At 69.1% G+C, this 15,034-nt stretch carries 17 protein-coding genes and 6 pseudogenes; 9 read left to right on the forward strand and 14 right to left on the reverse strand.

Annotation, left to right across the window (positions count from 1 at the left end; genetic code table 11):
• Positions 1-259: 259 nt before the first annotated feature.
• Genes C7T91_RS37355 through C7T91_RS28735 form a run of 3 tightly spaced genes read right to left on the reverse strand, consistent with a single transcriptional unit; the run spans position 260 to position 1,966 of the window.
• On the reverse strand, positions 260-604 hold the full coding sequence (locus tag C7T91_RS37355) for an NAD-binding protein (protein WP_236638577.1): 345 nt from the start codon (positions 602-604) through the stop codon (positions 260-262).
• Entirely contained in the window at positions 556-1,182 is a 627-nt protein-coding gene (locus tag C7T91_RS28730) for an NAD(P)-dependent oxidoreductase (protein ID WP_236638578.1), read from the reverse strand. The genes C7T91_RS37355 and C7T91_RS28730 overlap by 49 nt, the downstream gene beginning before the upstream one ends.
• Positions 1,183-1,204: 22 nt before the next feature.
• Positions 1,205-1,966 (reverse strand): SDR family oxidoreductase, encoded by a 762-nt coding sequence (locus C7T91_RS28735; RefSeq protein WP_108263298.1) that lies wholly within the window; start codon positions 1,964-1,966, stop codon positions 1,205-1,207.
• 123 nt (positions 1,967-2,089) lie between these two features.
• Here C7T91_RS28735 and C7T91_RS28740 point away from each other — a divergent pair.
• Positions 2,090-2,608: pseudogene (locus C7T91_RS28740) on the forward strand (alcohol dehydrogenase catalytic domain-containing protein); the annotation flags it as partial.
• Between the two features lie 369 nt (positions 2,609-2,977).
• Here C7T91_RS28740 and C7T91_RS28745 read toward each other — a convergent pair.
• Positions 2,978-3,274, reverse strand: a complete 297-nt coding sequence (locus tag C7T91_RS28745; protein ID WP_108263300.1) for a putative quinol monooxygenase — start codon at positions 3,272-3,274, stop codon at positions 2,978-2,980.
• Between the two features lie 158 nt (positions 3,275-3,432).
• A pseudogene (locus C7T91_RS40170) lies at positions 3,433-3,580 on the reverse strand (enoyl-CoA hydratase/isomerase family protein); the annotation flags it as partial.
• Between the two features lie 327 nt (positions 3,581-3,907).
• Here C7T91_RS40170 and rplM point away from each other — a divergent pair.
• From rplM to C7T91_RS28765, 4 genes and pseudogenes are all read left to right on the forward strand, one after another.
• Entirely contained in the window at positions 3,908-4,369 is a 462-nt protein-coding gene (rplM, locus tag C7T91_RS28750) for a 50S ribosomal protein L13 (protein ID WP_108263301.1), read from the forward strand.
• A 2-nt stretch (positions 4,370-4,371) separates the two neighbouring features.
• Positions 4,372-4,859: pseudogene (rpsI, locus tag C7T91_RS28755) on the forward strand (30S ribosomal protein S9); the annotation flags it as partial.
• Between the two features lie 12 nt (positions 4,860-4,871).
• Positions 4,872-5,243 (forward strand): annotated as a pseudogene (locus C7T91_RS28760) (MarC family protein); the annotation flags it as partial.
• A gap of 58 nt (positions 5,244-5,301) precedes the next feature.
• On the forward strand, positions 5,302-5,880 hold the full coding sequence (locus C7T91_RS28765) for a retropepsin-like aspartic protease family protein (RefSeq protein WP_108263302.1): 579 nt from the start codon (positions 5,302-5,304) through the stop codon (positions 5,878-5,880).
• Positions 5,881-5,905: 25 nt separating this feature from the next.
• Here C7T91_RS28765 and C7T91_RS28770 read toward each other — a convergent pair whose 3' ends face one another.
• On the reverse strand, positions 5,906-6,526 hold the full coding sequence (locus C7T91_RS28770; RefSeq protein ID WP_201742291.1) for a phage tail protein: 621 nt from the start codon (positions 6,524-6,526) through the stop codon (positions 5,906-5,908).
• 87 nt (positions 6,527-6,613) lie between these two features.
• On the opposite strand from C7T91_RS28770, the gene C7T91_RS34015 reads away from it, so the two are divergent.
• The gene (locus C7T91_RS34015) at positions 6,614-6,931 is read left to right on the forward strand and encodes an NAD-binding protein (protein WP_269102720.1); all 318 of its coding nucleotides are present in this window, start codon (positions 6,614-6,616) and stop codon (positions 6,929-6,931) included.
• 37 nt (positions 6,932-6,968) lie between these two features.
• Here C7T91_RS34015 and C7T91_RS28780 read toward each other — a convergent pair whose 3' ends face one another.
• From C7T91_RS28780 to C7T91_RS34025, 6 genes are all read right to left on the reverse strand, one after another.
• Positions 6,969-7,889 carry an NAD(P)-dependent oxidoreductase gene (locus C7T91_RS28780; protein ID WP_108263303.1) on the reverse strand — a complete coding sequence of 307 codons (921 nt, stop codon included), beginning with the start codon at positions 7,887-7,889 and terminating at the stop codon, positions 6,969-6,971.
• Between the two features lie 96 nt (positions 7,890-7,985).
• The gene (locus C7T91_RS28785; protein ID WP_108263304.1) at positions 7,986-8,543 is read right to left on the reverse strand and encodes a carboxymuconolactone decarboxylase family protein; all 558 of its coding nucleotides are present in this window, start codon (positions 8,541-8,543) and stop codon (positions 7,986-7,988) included.
• 20 nt (positions 8,544-8,563) lie between these two features.
• Positions 8,564-8,962, reverse strand: a complete 399-nt coding sequence (locus C7T91_RS28790) for a (R)-mandelonitrile lyase (RefSeq protein ID WP_108263305.1) — start codon at positions 8,960-8,962, stop codon at positions 8,564-8,566.
• 24 nt (positions 8,963-8,986) lie between these two features.
• Positions 8,987-10,405 (reverse strand): 3-hydroxyacyl-CoA dehydrogenase NAD-binding domain-containing protein, encoded by a 1,419-nt coding sequence (locus C7T91_RS28795; protein ID WP_108263462.1) that lies wholly within the window; start codon positions 10,403-10,405, stop codon positions 8,987-8,989.
• 5 nt (positions 10,406-10,410) lie between these two features.
• Positions 10,411-10,851 (reverse strand): zinc-binding dehydrogenase, encoded by a 441-nt coding sequence (locus tag C7T91_RS34020; protein WP_201742292.1) that lies wholly within the window; start codon positions 10,849-10,851, stop codon positions 10,411-10,413.
• A complete protein-coding gene (locus tag C7T91_RS34025; protein ID WP_201742293.1) occupies positions 10,800-11,006 on the reverse strand; it encodes a hypothetical protein in 207 nt (68 codons plus the stop codon). Before C7T91_RS34025 ends, C7T91_RS34020 begins: the two co-directional genes overlap by 52 nt.
• 181 nt (positions 11,007-11,187) lie before the next feature.
• Here C7T91_RS34025 and C7T91_RS28805 point away from each other — a divergent pair, with 181 nt between their 5' ends.
• The 3 genes and pseudogenes from C7T91_RS28805 to C7T91_RS38785 form a co-directional block, all read left to right on the forward strand.
• The gene (locus tag C7T91_RS28805) at positions 11,188-11,907 is read left to right on the forward strand and encodes an NlpC/P60 family protein (RefSeq protein ID WP_108263306.1); all 720 of its coding nucleotides are present in this window, start codon (positions 11,188-11,190) and stop codon (positions 11,905-11,907) included.
• Between the two features lie 76 nt (positions 11,908-11,983).
• Positions 11,984-13,264 (forward strand): diaminopimelate decarboxylase, encoded by a 1,281-nt coding sequence (gene lysA / locus C7T91_RS28810; RefSeq protein WP_108263307.1) that lies wholly within the window; start codon positions 11,984-11,986, stop codon positions 13,262-13,264.
• Positions 13,265-13,499: 235 nt separating this feature from the next.
• Positions 13,500-13,616: pseudogene (locus C7T91_RS38785) on the forward strand (hypothetical protein); the annotation flags it as partial.
• Positions 13,617-13,677: 61 nt separating this feature from the next.
• Here C7T91_RS38785 and C7T91_RS28820 read toward each other — a convergent pair.
• Together C7T91_RS28820 and C7T91_RS28825 are read right to left on the reverse strand one after the other, a co-directional pair.
• Positions 13,678-14,172 (reverse strand): annotated as a pseudogene (locus C7T91_RS28820) (response regulator); the annotation flags it as partial.
• Positions 14,169-14,990: a sensor histidine kinase gene (locus tag C7T91_RS28825; protein WP_108263309.1), complete on the reverse strand. Its 822-nt coding sequence runs from the start codon at positions 14,988-14,990 to the stop codon at positions 14,169-14,171. The gene C7T91_RS28825 and the pseudogene C7T91_RS28820, both read right to left, overlap by 4 nt.
• Between the last annotated feature and the right edge of the window lie 44 nt (positions 14,991-15,034).

Raw genomic sequence — 15,034 nt, forward strand, 5'->3', positions numbered from 1 at the left:
AGCCATGCCATCATGCGCGGGCGCGCGGCCGGGGTCAAACGCGGCATCGCGCCGGGCGTTGCGCCGGACCGGGATCGAAGCGGAATTCCTCCGGGGTCGGCAACCGCGCCGCGACGCCGTTGCGGGAGCGGCCGAGTTCCGGCAGTCCCGCAGGCGGATTTCTCGCGGTCGTCGGGCAGTTCCGTTGCGCCTTGCTGCCGAGGACCAGGGCAGGGGCGCCGGGATGCGGTCCGCGCCTGCGCGGACCGCGGAGCGGCCTTCAGGGGCGGCCCTTCGCGGCCTCGGCCGCCATGTCCAGGCCGTTCAGCGCGCCGATGATGTCGGTGATCGTGGGCACGTAGTCGCCGCCCTTGCCGGTGGCCTCGGCATGGGTGAAATAGTGCTTCACCGCCGCGCCCATGATGTTGACCACATCGGCATCCGCCGCCATCGCCGCGGCATAGCGCACATCCTTCGAGGCATTGGCGATCGAGAAGACATGGGCGTTCGGGTCGCGGTCGGCGGCGTATTTCATGAAGGTCTCGAAGAAGCCGTTCGTCAGCCGCGACGAGCCGATCACCTGCCGCACCGTTTCGGGCGGCAGCCCGACCTTGGCCGCGAGCACCACCGCCTCGCCATAGAGCGCGGATAGCCCATCGAGATGAAGTTCATGATCAGCTTCATCCTGTGGCCCGCGCCGGTCGGGCCGACATGGGTGATGTTCCCGGCCCAGCATCCGATCACCGGCTTCACCCGCGCGAAGACCTCCTCCGGGGCGCCGACCATCGCGTCGAGCGTCCCGGCCTCGGCCTCCTTCGGCGTCCGGCCCAAGGGCGCGTCGACCAGCACCATGCCCGCCGCCTCCAGCTCGGCGGCGAGGACCGCGGTGGAAACCGGGTTCGAGGTCGAGCAGTCGATCACGACGAGCCCCGCGCGCCCGGAAGCGAGGATGCCGTCCGGCCCTCGGATCGCCGCCTCCACCTGGTCGCTGTTCGACAGGCACAGATGGACGATGCCGCAGGCCTCCGCCATCCCGCGCGGGCTGGCGGCCTCGGTCGCGCCCTGCGCCAGCAGGTCCTCGACCGGCGCGCGGTTGCGGTTGCCCTTGACCACCAGCGGGTGGCCCGCCTTCAGGATGTTCGCCGCCATGCCATGGCCCATCGGGCCGACGCCGATGAAGCCGATCGTTTCCTTGCCGCTCATGCGGGTCTCCTCCCTTGGTGCGTCACAGGCAGGCGGTGATGCCGCCGTCGACGAAAAGCGTGTGTCCGTTGACGAAGCTCGAGGCGGGCGAGGCGAGGAACACCGCCGCGCCGACCAGCTCCTCGATCCGGCCCCAGCGGCCCTGCGGGGTGCGCTTGCCGAGCCAGGCGCTGAACTCGGGATCGCCGACCAGCGCGGCGTTCAGGGGCGTGTCGAAATAGCCCGGCGCGATGGCGTTGCAGTTCAGCCCCAAGGGGGCCCAGTCGGTCGCCATGCCCTTCGTCAGGTTCGCCACCGCCCCCTTGGTCGCGGTGTAGGGCGCGATGCCGGGCCGGGCCAGCGCGGTCTGCACGCTGGCGATGTTGATGATCCGGCCCTCGCCGCGGGCGATCATGTGCCGCGCGCAGGCCTGCCCGGCATGGAAGACCGAGGCGATGTTGGTCTGCAAAAGCCGCTCGAAGGCGTCCGCCGGAAAATCGTGCAGCGGCGCGCGGTGCTGCATGCCGGCATTGTTGACGAGAATGCCGATCGGCCCGGCAGCCTCCTCGAACCCGTCTATGGCGGCGCGCACCGCCGCATGGTCCGTCACGTCGAAGGGCAGTGTGGCGACATCATGGCCTTCGGCGCGCAGCGTTTCCGCGGCCGCCTCCAGCCGCTCGGCGTTGCGCGCATTCAGCACCAGCGCGGCGCCCGCTTCGCCGAGCCCGCGCGCCAATGCCAGCCCGATCCCCATCGAGGACCCGGTCACGAGCGCCCGGCGCCCGCTCAGATCAAAGAGTTTCATGTCCCCTCCCGTAATGGCTTTTGACAAGCCGCGGCTGTTGTGCCTAGAAAATGGTATACCATTTGCCGCGCGATGCAAGCGCGGAAGGCGGCCTGCGGAGGGGCGGGCCTGGGGAGGACGGAGATGAAGGCGCTCTATGCCCATGGGGCAAGGGATTTGCGGCTGGCCGATGCGGATTGCGCGGGGCCGGGACCGGGAGAGGTGCGGATCCGGGTGGCGCGCGGCGGCATCTGCGGGTCGGACCTGCATTATTACAATCATGGCGGATTCGGCACGGTGAAGCTGCGCGAGCCGATGATCCTCGGCCACGAGATCGCGGGCGAGGTGGCCGAACTGGGCGCGGGCGTCACCGGGCTTGAGTTGGGCGATCTGGTCGCGGTCTCGCCGTCGCGGCCCTGCGGCGCCTGCCGCTACTGCCTGCGCGGCTTGCCGAACCAGTGCGAGAACATGCGCTTCTACGGCTCGGCCATGCCCTTCCCGCATATCCAGGGGGCGTTCCGGCAGGAAATCGTCGCGCTCGCGTCGCAATGCGTGCCGGCTGCCGGGCTCGACCCGGCGCGGGCGGCGATGGCGGAACCCTTGTCGGTGGCGCTCCATGCGGTGCGGCGGGCGGGGGACCTGTGTTCTGCAACACTCTTCATTGGTAGCTCCTTACATCGAGGAGCACTTGGCTCTAGTTCGCGCCAGGAACATCGGTAAGTCCGATGCATGGATTACACGGCATCACATTGATACTTTCCCCGCGTGGCTACNCGATCAACCAACAACTTGCCTTCCTGGCGAGGGGACCGTCTGGGTCGATCGCGACATTCCAGGGATATGAGATCAATGGGTACACATTCTACACGAGAGCCCAAGACATGAAGAGCACGAACCAAAACAGCGCTGTTCGTATCGATGCCATGGGACACGATGGTACAACTGGCATCCGGCTGCCGCCCCGGCGGCAGCCCCGGCCGGCCCCGCGCCGGTCCCGGCCTCCCGGAGCATCCCCCGGGGGGCCGATCTGCGTCAGGCCCCGGCGAAATCGTAGTGGCGGATCGTGCGGAACGCGACCAGATCTTCCTCGGCCGGGTCGATATGCGGGCTCGCGTAATCTTCTCCGACGAAGGCCTTCAGCGCCTCGAGGCTCTCCCAGATCATCACCAGGCTGAACTCCCGCGGGGTCTCGGGCCGCGGCGTGCCGGGCAGGATGCTGACGACGCCCTCGGTGGCCCTCATCATCGGGATGGCGGTCTCGTGGAAGAACCGGGCGAAGTCCGCTTCCTTGCCCGGATGGGTGATGACTTGGAAAATGCGCATGATCATCGGCAGTCCTCCCTTTCGGCAGCGGATGCCGCCGGGACCAGCATAGCACAGGCGCGGGCGGCCCGCCGGGCGGGGGCCGAAAGAAACCGGGCGCGCAAAAGAAAACGCCCGGGCAGATGCCCGGGCGTCCGAATGTCGCGAAAGCTGAGGGATCAGCTCAGGTCGTGCCCCGCGCAGAACGCCTTGCCCGCCGCCTTCAGCACCACCGCCCGCANCCGAGGCATCGGCCGCGATCTCCCCGAGCCGCGCCGTCAGCTCGGCCAGCATTGCATCCGACAGCGCGTTCAGCCGCCCCGGATCGTCCAGCACCAGTTGCGCCACCGCGCCGNTCGCGGCTTGCCCGGACCCGTTGCTCGGTCATNGGACCCCTCCCTNTTTTCCTCGNCGCCGGAGNCTTCGCCGCACGATCNCGCCGCTGGCAAGCCCGCGGCGCCGNAGAACCAGGCCCGCGATTCCGCCAAAATTGTTGGGTATAATGATACCTTTCTTGCAACCCATTGCGAAAGCGTCTTTTTTCTGGGAAATTGCGCTTGCAAAGGCTGCGGGCTTTTGGCACATACCCGCAANCGCGAGTCGGGCGCCCTGCGGCGCACTCCCGCGAGACATTCATCGGAACCCACCAAGGTGCCCACCATGAAAACCTACACAGCCAAACCGGCTGACATCGACAAGAAGTGGATCCTGATCGACGCCGAGGGCGTGGTTCTGGGCCGTCTTGCATCGATCGTCGCCATGCGCCTGCGCGGCAAGCACAAGGCAACCTTCACTCCGCATATGGACATGGGTGACAACGTCATCATCATCAATGCGGACAAGGTCAAGCTGACCGGCAAGAAGCGCAACGAGAAGACCTACTACCGCCACACCGGCCACCCGGGCGGCATCAAGTCGACCACCGCGGACAAGGTCCTCGACGGCCGCTACCCCGGTCGCGTCGTCGAAGCAGCGGTCAAGCGCATGCTGCCGGGCAACCGCCTGTCGCGCCAGCTGATGACCAACCTGCGCATCTACGCCGGCGCCGAGCACCCGCACGAGGCGCAAGCCCCGGAAGTGCTGGACGTCAAATCCATGAACGCAAAGAACGCGCGGAGCTGATCATGGCCGACGAACTCAAGTCCCTGGAAGATCTGAACCAGGCCGTCGCCGGTACCGNTTGCCACGGCCGTCGTCGAANGAAGCACCGCGCGCCCCCGTCCGTGACGAGCTGGGCCGCTCCTATGCCACCGGCAAGCGGAAGGACGCCGTCGCACGCGTCTGGGTCAAGCCGGGTTCGGGCAAGGTCGTCGTCAACGGCAAGGACCAGTCCGTGTATTTCGCACGTCCGGTTCTGCGCCTGATCCTGCGCCAGCCCTTCACCGTGGCAGGCGTGGAAGACCAGTTCGACGTCTACGCAACCGTCACCGGCGGCGGCCTCTCCGGCCAGGCAGGTGCGGTCAAGCACGGCATCTCCAAAGCCCTGCAGCTCTATGATCCGTCGCTGCGCGGCGCACTGAAAGCGGCAGGCTTCCTGACCCGCGACAGCCGCGTCGTCGAGCGGAAGAAATTCGGCCGCCGCAAGGCACGCCGCTCCTTCCAGTTCTCGAAGCTGATCGCCATGGAGATGCTCTTCGAGCGGCGCACCCGCCGCCGCGAGGACAAGGAGGACGAGGCGCCCGACGACCCCTCGGTCTTTCCGATCGCCACGCCCTTCATCGCCGGCCCCGGCGCGCTGGCCGCGACCGTGCTCCTGACCACCGGCGAGAATGCCAGCTGGGCGGTCACGCTGACCGTTCTGGCGGCGATGGTCTCGGTCGTCGCCATCGTCTTCGCCTTCTTCTCGGTGGCGGGGCTGATCGAGCGGCTGCTCGGGCGCACCGGAATCATGGTCGTGTCGCGGCTGCTCGGGATGCTCCTGGCCGCGCTTTCGGTGCAGTTCGTGCTCGACGGGCTGAAGCTGGCCGGGATCGGCGCGCGCGGCTTCGGCGGATGAGGCTCGCAGTCCTGTCCCCCGGCCCCTATATCATCCGCATCGCCGCGGAAGGACGCCCATGACCGAAGACCAGATCGCCCATCTCGCCAAGAAGCTGATCCTGCTGGCCGTGATCGGCGGCGCGCTGCTCTTCGCCTTCCGCGGACGGATGCTGGCGGCGATGCGCCAAGCCGTGATCTGGGGGCTGCTGTTTCTCGGCGTCACCGTCGGCTACACGCTGTGGCAGGACCTGCAGCGCGGCGTCACCCGGACCCAGGTCTTCACCGAGGCAGGCCAGGTCTCGGTGCCGCGCGGACCCGACGGACATTACCACATCACCATGAAGGTGGACGGCACGCCGCTCAGCTTCGTCGTCGACACCGGCGCCACCGATATCGTGCTGAGCCTCGACGACGCGCGCCGGATCGGCATCGACACCGACCGGCTGGCCTTCTTCGGCAATGCCCGCACCGCGAACGGAACGGTCGAGACCGCCAAGGTGGTGCTGGGCGAGGTGCAGATCGGCGGGATCACCGACCGCAACGTGCCGGCACGGGTCAATGGCGGCGAGATGACCGGCTCGCTCCTGGGCATGCGCTATCTGGAAAGCTTTGCCGCCATCGAGATCCGCGACGGGCGGATGACCCTGACCCGCTAGGCCGGGGCGCTCCGCCCGCCGGGGCTCAGCTGCGCGACGGGAAGATCCCGACCGTCGCGATGCAGTAGGTCACCGCCAGATAGGGGTCCTGGATCGGGAAGGACTGCGACCCGCCGGTGTTCTGCACGGTCACGCTGACCGCGCCCGGCGCCAGGGTCTCGGTGGTGGTGCCCGGCATCGGGCCATAAGGCTGCCCGGTCGGCAGGGTCGACAGCACCTGGCCCACCGGCGAGGCCGAATTCCCGGGTGCCGGATTGACCACCACCGTGCCGGTCGCGCCATGGCTGTGCGACGGCATCTGCGCGGCGGTCAGCGTCATGCTGTCCGAACCGCCCCTCTGGCCCAGCATGACCGGCGTCAGGCCCGGACCGGCCCCGGCATTGACCGGGCTGCGGCCGCGCAGATCCGGCAGCGCGAAGGTGGTGCGCCCGTCGCCGCCATAGACCGTGCCATAGAGCGAGAACAGCGCCGAGAACTGGCTGATCGCCAGCAGCTGGCCATCGGCGGCCACCGAGCCGCGCGGGCAGAAATTGCTGCCCATCATGAAAATCTGGCCCAGATACATCTCCTGGGCCCCGGCCTGCGACCCGGCGAGCCCCGCCGCAGCCGCGATCCCGAGAACCGCCGTCTTCACGCGTCCGTCCATTGGTTTTCCTCCCGTTTTGCCTTCAGTCCCGCGCCGCGGCGCGCCGCCGTCCGAGCGCCGCCAGCGCCCCCGCCCCGCCGGGCGGCGCTGCGGGCGGGGCTGACCCTCTCCGAGCTTATCCCGCTGACCGAGGCGGGCGCGGCCTGGAACGGCGGGGCGGCGCGCATCCTTCCAGCGCTGCGCACGGGCGCAGCGACCACCGATTTCGCGATGGGGCTGATGGCCAAGGATCTGCGCATCGCCACCGAGATGGGCGGGCGTCTCGGCGCGCCGCTCCTGATGGCCAATGCCGCGCGGGCAATGATGCAGGCCTGCGCCAACGAGGAAGGCGCGGGCGCCAATCTCGACGCGATCGCGCAGACCGTGGAGAAGATGGCGGGGCTCTGCTTCGCCGATCACGCCTGAACGGAACGCGGCCCGGGAGTGCCCCGGGCCGCTGGCGTCATTCCGCGGCTTCGGCGGGCGCCCCGCCGATGATCGTGCCGCAGATCTGCTCGTAGATCCGCACGATGGCGGTGGCGTCCTCGCTGCCCATGCCCGCCGCGCTGCCCATGCGGAACACCTGCAGCGCCGCAGCCGGCAGGATCAGCGGCACGCCGAAGGACTTGCCCAGCGACAGTTCCAGCTCCATGTCCTTGACCGATATGTCGAGCCGCACGCCGTTGAAATCGCGCCGGATCATCCGGTCGGCGCGGTACTGGAAGGCGGCGCTGTTGCCTGTCGAGCGGCCGATCACGTCCTTGATCACCTGCGGATCGAGCCCGGCCTTGACGCCCAGCATCATCGCTTCGATCGCGGCGATCGAGCTGACATGGTAGAGCATGTTGTTGATCAGCTTCATCGCCAGCCCCTGGCCGATTCCGCCGACATGGATGACCTCCTCGGTCATCGGCTCGAAGACATGGGCGCAGGCCGCGACATCCTCCGGCGCGCCGCCGACATAGGCGCGCAGCGTGCCGTTGACCGCGCCGCGGATCATGCCGACCACCGGCGCCTCGATCATCCGGACGCCGCTTTCGGCCAGCCGGTCATGCATCTGGCGCACCGTGACCGGGTCGATGGTGCTCATGCACATGACGATGTCGCCAGGGCACGCCGCGTCGATGATCCCGCCGGGGCGGGTGATCACGTCCTGGGACTGCTCGTTGGTGTCGACCATGGTGATCACGATCGAGGCCTGCCGCGCGACATCGGCCGGGCCCTCGGCCACCGAGGCGCCAAGCGCCGCCATCTCGGCATTCCGGTCCGGGTCGATATCGTAGACGGCGAGGCTCAGCCCGCCCTTGGCGAGGTTCCTCGCCATGCCCATGCCCATCTGGCCGAGCCCGATGAAGCCTACGGTCCGGGTCCTCTCTGCGCTCATGCGGTATCCTCCTCGCAGCTGCGGGCGGCCGCCGGACCTCCGGCGGCGCCTCCTCCTGCGCGGGTCTCCGCAAATCCGGTGCCGCTGGGCGCCCGGTCAGTCCTCCTTCGGGCGGAAGGCGCGGTAGAGGTTGACGTAGCCCTTCTCGACCCGCTTGGCGGCATGGCTGCGCGCCACTTCCGGATCGAGCGGGTTGAAGCCCATCCCCGCGACCAGCCGGTGCATGAAGGCCGCACGTCCCGCCACGGCAGTGGCGGCATGCAGCGCCTCTTCGCCCCAGCCAGCCGCGAAGACCGCATCGGCATCGTCCTGCCCGACCTCGCCTGGCACCAGCATCAGCTTGCGGACAAAGGCCAGCAGCGGGCGCAGCTTCGGATCGCACTCCGCCAGCTCCGGATCGGCAACCAGCCGGTCCAAAAGGCCGCGCTCCACCCCGTGGGCATAGGCAACCTCGGAATGGCCGGTGAAGACGAAGCCGTTGCCCGAAACCCCGGACGCATAGGCCAGGATCAGCTCGCGCTCGGCACGGCTCAACTCCGAGGGGCCGTTCATCAGCGCCTCGCTCATTTCCGAGAACGGGCGGTAGATGTCGGGATGCTGCGCGAAGACGGCGGGCGGCCCCGCAGTCTCCGGCAGCGATTTCAGATGCGGCATGTGCCCGCCTCCTTCAGAGCTCAGCCCGCAGCATAGTCGCCGTCGCTGACATGGTCTTCCCAGGTCACCGCCGAGCCGTCGACATACTCGGTGACCGCAATATGGGTCATTGCCGTGGTCGCGGTCGCGCCGTGCCAGTGGCGCTCGCCGGCCGGGAACCAGATCGAGTCGCCCGGCGCGACCTCCTGGCGGGGCTGGCCTTCGCTCTGGACCCAGCCGCGCCCGGCGGTGACGATCAGGATCTGGCCCGCGGGATGGGTGTGCCAGGCGGTGCGGGCGCCCGGCTCGAAGGTGACGAGCCCGGCATTGACGCGCCCCGGCGCCTCCGACCCGATCAGCGGGTCGCGGCGGACGGTGCCGGTGAACTGTTCGGCCGGCGCCCAGGAGGACGGGCCGGAACCTGCGCGGTTGATCTTCATCTGTCTGTTCCTTCCTGTTCCGGCTCACGCCGCCATGCGCAGCGCCATCGAGGCGCGGTAGCGCGGATCGCCGGTCAGCGCGTGGATCGCATCGAGCACGCCAAGCACGCGGCCCAGCCCGATTTCCCGCGCCCAGCCGACCGGCCCCTTCGGATAGTTGACGCCGAAACGCATCGCGGTGTCGATGCCGTCCTCGTCCGCGACGCCCTGCAGCACCGCCTCGAAGCCTTCATTCGCAAGCATCGCCACCGTGCGCATCACGACGAGTCCCGGCCAGTCGGGCAGCAGGGTCGCAGCCATGCCGTGCAGCGCAAGCGTTGCCGCGAAGCGGTCGATCTGGTCGCGCGACACATCCGGCGAGGCCGCGAAGCCCAGCCGCTTGGCGCCCCCGGAGACGTCAGCCAGATCATAGAGGATCGTGGGCTTCCCGGTTTTCGCGGCGATGCTCTTCGCGGTCCGCCCGTCCGTCGCCAGGATCCGGATCGTGCCGCTGTCGAATTCCTCGCCGAAGCGGAACCCTGCGAACTGGTCGACATCCGGGACCGTCTCTGCCGCGGGATGCGGCGGCGCCGCGCCTTCGACATAATCGTAGAAGCCGCGCCCGGTCTTGCGGCCGAGCCGCCCGGCATTGACCAGCTCCTGCTGCGCGATCGAGGGGCGGAAGCGGGGCTCCTGGTAATAGGCGTCGAAGACCGAGGTGGAGACCGCGTAATTCACGTCATGGCCGATCAGGTCCATCAGCGCAAAGGGCCCCATGCGGAAGCCGCCGCCCTCGGTCAGCAGCGCGTCGAGCGTCGCCGGATCGGCCACCTGCTCCTCATAGAGCCGGAGCGCCTCGGCGTAATAGGGCCGCGCCACGCGGTTGACGATGAAGCCCGGCGTCGATTTCGCATGGACCGGCACCTTGCCCCAGGCCTTGGCGGTGTCGAAGACCGCCGCGGCCGCGGCCGGGTCGGTGGAAACGCCCGAGATCACCTCGACCAGCTTCATCACCGGCGCGGGGTTGAAGAAATGCATGCCCACCAGACGCCCCGGATGCTCCAGATCGCGGCCGATCGCGGTCACGGAAATGGAGGAGGTGTTGGTGCCGAGGATCGCCTCCGGCCCCATCACCGCCTCGAGCTTGGCGAAGAGATCTCGCTTGACCTCCAGCTTTTCGACCACCGCCTCGACGGCCAGCGCCGCCCCGGCGAAATCGTCGATCGATCCGGCCACCTTGATCCGCGCGACCAGCGCCGCAACGTCCTCCGCAGTCATCTTGCCGCGCTGGACCAGCTTCTCCAGCCCGGCGGCGATGCGCGCCCGGCCCTTTTCGGCGGCGCCCTCGAAGGCGTCGTAGAGCAGCACCGGATGGCCCGCCGCTGCGGCGAGCTGGGCGATCCCCGCCCCCATGGTGCCCGCGCCGATCACGCCGACGGTCTGAGATTTGTCGATGCCTGCCACCTGGTTCACTCCCCCTGGTGTTCTGTTGTCAGGATGATCTTGCCGGCCACCTTCGCGCCCTGCAGCGCGGCCAGCGCGCCGGCAAACTGCGCCAAAGGCAGCCGCTCGGCGATGCGCGGGGCGAGCCTGCCTTCGGACCAGAGCCGGAAGATCTCCGCCTGCGCCGCCTGCACGCGGCCAAGCTGGCGCGCGCGGTAGTCGGTCCATTGCAGTCCGGAAACCGAAATGTTCTTCACCAGCAAGTAGTTGCCGCCGATCTGCGGGATGCCGCCCGAGGCGAAGCCGACGACCACCAGCCGCCCGCACCAGGCCATGGCGCGCAAGGCAGCCATCGCCGTGTCGCCGCCCACCGGGTCGATGACCACATCTGCCCCTGCCCCGCCGGTCGCCGCCATCACCGCAGCGCGCATGCCGTCGCGCAGGTTTTCCATCGCAGTGTCGACCACCGCATCGGCGCCGAAACCGCGCCGGACACGGCCGTGAAGACCGCCGTCGAGGTGACCGTCGCGACGTTGAGCGCCAGCGACGCGGCCAGCAGGACGGCCAGCAGCAGCCGGCTGGTGCCGCGCAGGAGACGGAAGGGCAGGGACAAGAGGCGCATCGGCAGGCTCCGGAGCGGGACGGGGACATCTGCGCATGTAGGCGCCCGGCGGCGGACCTGCCATGGCCGGCCCGGCCGTTGGCGGCCGAGCTTGACGCAGGGAAAATCTGACTGGCCGGGCGGGGGCGGCGCTGGCAGACTGGGCCCATGCGGACAGAATTCCGCGGAACAGGGGGAAAAGATGAACTTCATCGAATGGTCCCAGCGCCGCCTCGTGGCCCATGGCTTCGATCCGGGAGTGCCGGACGGGCTCTGGGGGCGCAACACCCGCCGGGCGGTGATTGCCTTCCAGGCCGCGCAGGATCTTCCGGTGACCGGAACGCTGAACGCTGCCACCGTCGAGATGCTGCGCGGCGGGCCGGCCGGTGCCGGGGCCGCGAGCGGACCCAAGGAGCCGAGCCCCGAGCTGCTGGACCGGTTCCCGTGGATGGAGCTGGCGCTGCGCAAGCTCGGGCTGCACGAGGGCCGCGACAATGCCGAACTGCGCAAGTTCCTGAAATCCGACGGCAAGACGCTGGGCGATCCGGCGCAGCTGCCCTGGTGCGGCGATTTCGTGGAAACCTGCATTGCGGTCTCGCTGCCCGAGACCGGCCTGCCGGGAAACCCGTATCTGGCGCGCAACTGGCTGAAATTCGGCCATGACGTCGATCCCTGCTTCGGGTCGGTTCTGGTCTTCTGGCGCGGCTCGCGAACGGGCATCTCGGGCCATGTCGGCTTCTACTATTCCGAGGATGCCGACACCTATCACGTGCTCGGCGGCAACCAGTCGAACAAGGTCAGCGTGTCCTCGATCAGGAAGGACCGCCTGCTCGGCGCGCGGCTGCCGCTGGAGGACGGGCCCTATCCGCGCAAGGTCGTGACCTCGGCGGCGGATTTCAAGCTGACCACCAACGAAGCCTGACCCGGCGGACGGCGGCGATTGCATCCGCCGCCGTCCCTGCTATCAAGCGCGCGGCTTGGACAAAGAGGGCGCGCCGATGGACCATTTTCTGTATCGCGACGGCAGGCTGCATGCCGAGGACGTGGCGCTGGCCGAGATCGCGGCCGAGGTCGGCACGCCGTTCTACTGCTATTCCGCGGCGACGCTGCTGCGCCATTACCGGCTGTTCGACGAGGCGCTGTCGGGCCTGCCGCATCTGGTGTGCTTCGCGGTGAAGTCGAATTCCAACCAGGCGATCCTGCGGCTGCTCGGCCAGGCGGGCGCGGGCATGGACGTGGTGTCGGGCGGCGAATACGCGCGCGCCAGGGCGGCGGGCGTGCCGGGCGAACGGATCGTCTTCTCGGGCGTCGGCAAGACCCGCGAGGAGATGCGCACCGCGCTGGCCGGCGGCATCCGCCAGTTCAACGTCGAAAGCGAGCCCGAGATGCGGGCGCTGTCCGAGGTGGCCTCCTCGATGGGCGTGACCGCGCCGATCGCGGTGCGGGTGAACCCCGATGTCGACGCCAAGACCCATGCCAAGATCGCGACCGGCAAATCCGAGAACAAGTTCGGCATCCCGATTTCCCGCGCCAAGGAGGTCTATGCGCTGGCCGCCGCGCTGCCCGGGCTAAAGGTCGTCGGGATCGACGTGCATATCGGCAGCCAGCTGACCGATCTGGAGCCCTTCCGCCTGGCCTACCGCAAGGTGGCGGCGCTGACCGAGGCGCTGCGCGCCGAGGGGCACGAAATCACCCGGCTCGACCTCGGCGGCGGGCTGGGCATTCCCTATACCCGCTCGAACGAGGCGCCGCCGCTGCCGTCGGATTACGGCGCGATGGTGCAGGAAGAGGTCGGCCATCTCGGCTGCGAGGTGGAGATCGAGCCGGGCCGGCTGATCTCCGGCAATGCCGGGATCCTGGTCTCCGAGGTGATCTACGTGAAGGAGGGCGAGGACCGCACCTTCCTGATTCTCGACGCCGCGATGAACGACCTGGTGCGTCCGTCGATGTATGACGCGCATCACGACATCGTCCCGCTGGCCGAGGCCGAGGCCGCTGCCGAGCAGGCCCGCTACGACGTGGTCGGCCCGGTCTGCGAGACCGGCGACACCTTCGCCCGCGGCCGCGACATGCCCCCCTGCGGTCCCGGCGACCTGGTCGCCTTCCGCTCGGCAGGCGCCTATGGCGCGGTGATGGCGTCGGAATACAACACCCGGCCGCTGATCCCCGAGGTTCTGGTGCAGGGCGGCGACTGGGCGGTGATCCGCCGCCGCCCGAGCTTCGAGGAGATCATCGCGCGCGACGCGGTGCCGGAATGGCTCGACGGCGCCCACGCCTGATTTCCGGGCAGCGGGCGGATCACCGCCCGTTCACGGTCCTGTCAGAGAGGGCGGCCAAGCCGCCTCTTTGACGATGGGCAATTCCGCGTTATCGTTTCCGAAACCTGTTGCCCGACCTTCTGGGCAAGAGACAGCGGAGCGCGCCTTGCCCGACGACAAGACCGAGTCCCAACCGATCCCCGACCGCCTGCGCGGCACGCTGGCGCTGACCCGCGCGGGCCTTCTGGCCGAGCGGATGCTGCGCTGTTTCTGGCAGCTCTGGGCGGTGGCCCTGGCGGCCTGCGCCGTGGTGATGCTGGGCCTGCATGACGTCGCCGCGATCGAGATCGTCTGGGTCGGCCTGGTCGCCGTTCCGCTGGCGGCGGCCGCCGCTCTGGTCAACGGCATCCGCAAGTTCCGCCTGCCCACCCCTGCCCGGCCGCCGCCACCGCGCGCAGCCGGTCGCGGTAGTTCTGCGCCACCGCGCTCTTGCCGGGGATCATCCGGGCCGCATGGTCGCCGCGGGTCAGCCGCCGCTTCAGCGCGCGGTTTTCCAGCACCAGCGCACGCAGCTTCATCGCCCGCTCGACGCTGGCCAGCAGGGTCTTCGGATCGCAGGGCTTTTCGAGGAAATCGAAGGCGCCGTCCTGCATCGCGCGGACCGCCATCGGGATGTCGCCCTCGCCGGTCAGCAGGATCACCGGCAGCTCGCCGTCCTGCGCGCGGGCATAGTCGAGCAGATGGAATCCGTCGCGGCCCGGCATGCGGATATCGGTGACGATCACTCCGGGAAACTCCGGCGCGATCACGTCCTTGGCGGCGACGAAGCTGCCCGCGGCATGGACCTTGTACTCGGCCAGATCCAGCGTCTGCGCCAGCGCCTCGCGCACCAGCGGGTCGTCCTCGACCAGAAGCACCTCTTCCGTCATGCCGCCGCCTCCTTCTCCGGGGCGGGCAGCGTCACGGTGAAGACCGCGCCGCCGCCGTCGCGGTTATGCCCCTCGATATTGCCGCCGAAGCTCTGCACCAGCCCGTAGGAAATGGAAAGCCCGAGCCCCATGCCCTCGCCCGGCCCGACCTCCTTCGTGGTATAGAACGGGTCGAAGATGCGGTCGGGATGCGCCAGTCCCGGCCCGCGGTCGGCCACGGAAATGCGCACGCCCTGCGCCACCGGCTCGGCGCGGATGCTCAGCGTGCCGCCCGCACCCGCCATTGCGTCGAGCGCGTTCAGCACAAGGTTGGTCACCACCTGCTGCAGCCGCACCTCGCCCGCCATCACCCGCAGCGGCGCGGCGGGCGGCTCCCAGTCGAGATCGGCGCCGCTCTCGCGCAGCCGGGTCTCCGACATTTCCAGCGCGGCATTGATCACCCGCACCGGATCGACGGCACGCACCGGCGCGTTCTCCTGCCGGGCGAAGGCGCGCAGATTGCGGATGATCCGCGCCATGCGGTCGCCGAGCTCGGTGATCCGCGCGAGGTTCTGCGCGACGACCTCGGTGCGGCCGCGCTCGAGCAGGAGCTGGGCATTCTCGGAAAACGACCGGATCGCCATCAGCGGCTGGTTCAGCTCGTGGCTGATCCCGGCGGACATCTCGCCGAGCGCCGAGAGCTTGCCGGCCTGCACCAGCCGCGCCTGCGCCGCCTTCAGCTGCGCCTCGGCCTCCTTGCGCTCGGCCACCTCGTGGCGCAGCTGTTCGTTCGCCGCCGAAAGTTCGCGGGTGCGGTCGCGGACCCGGGCCTCCAGCACTTCCTTGGCCGCGGTGGCTGCCGCCCTGCCCGGGCTGGCCCTGC

Origin of the sequence: Mangrovicoccus ximenensis, assembly GCF_003056725.1 — a bacterium.
Taxonomy (GTDB): Bacteria; Pseudomonadota; Alphaproteobacteria; order Rhodobacterales; family Rhodobacteraceae; genus Mangrovicoccus; species Mangrovicoccus ximenensis.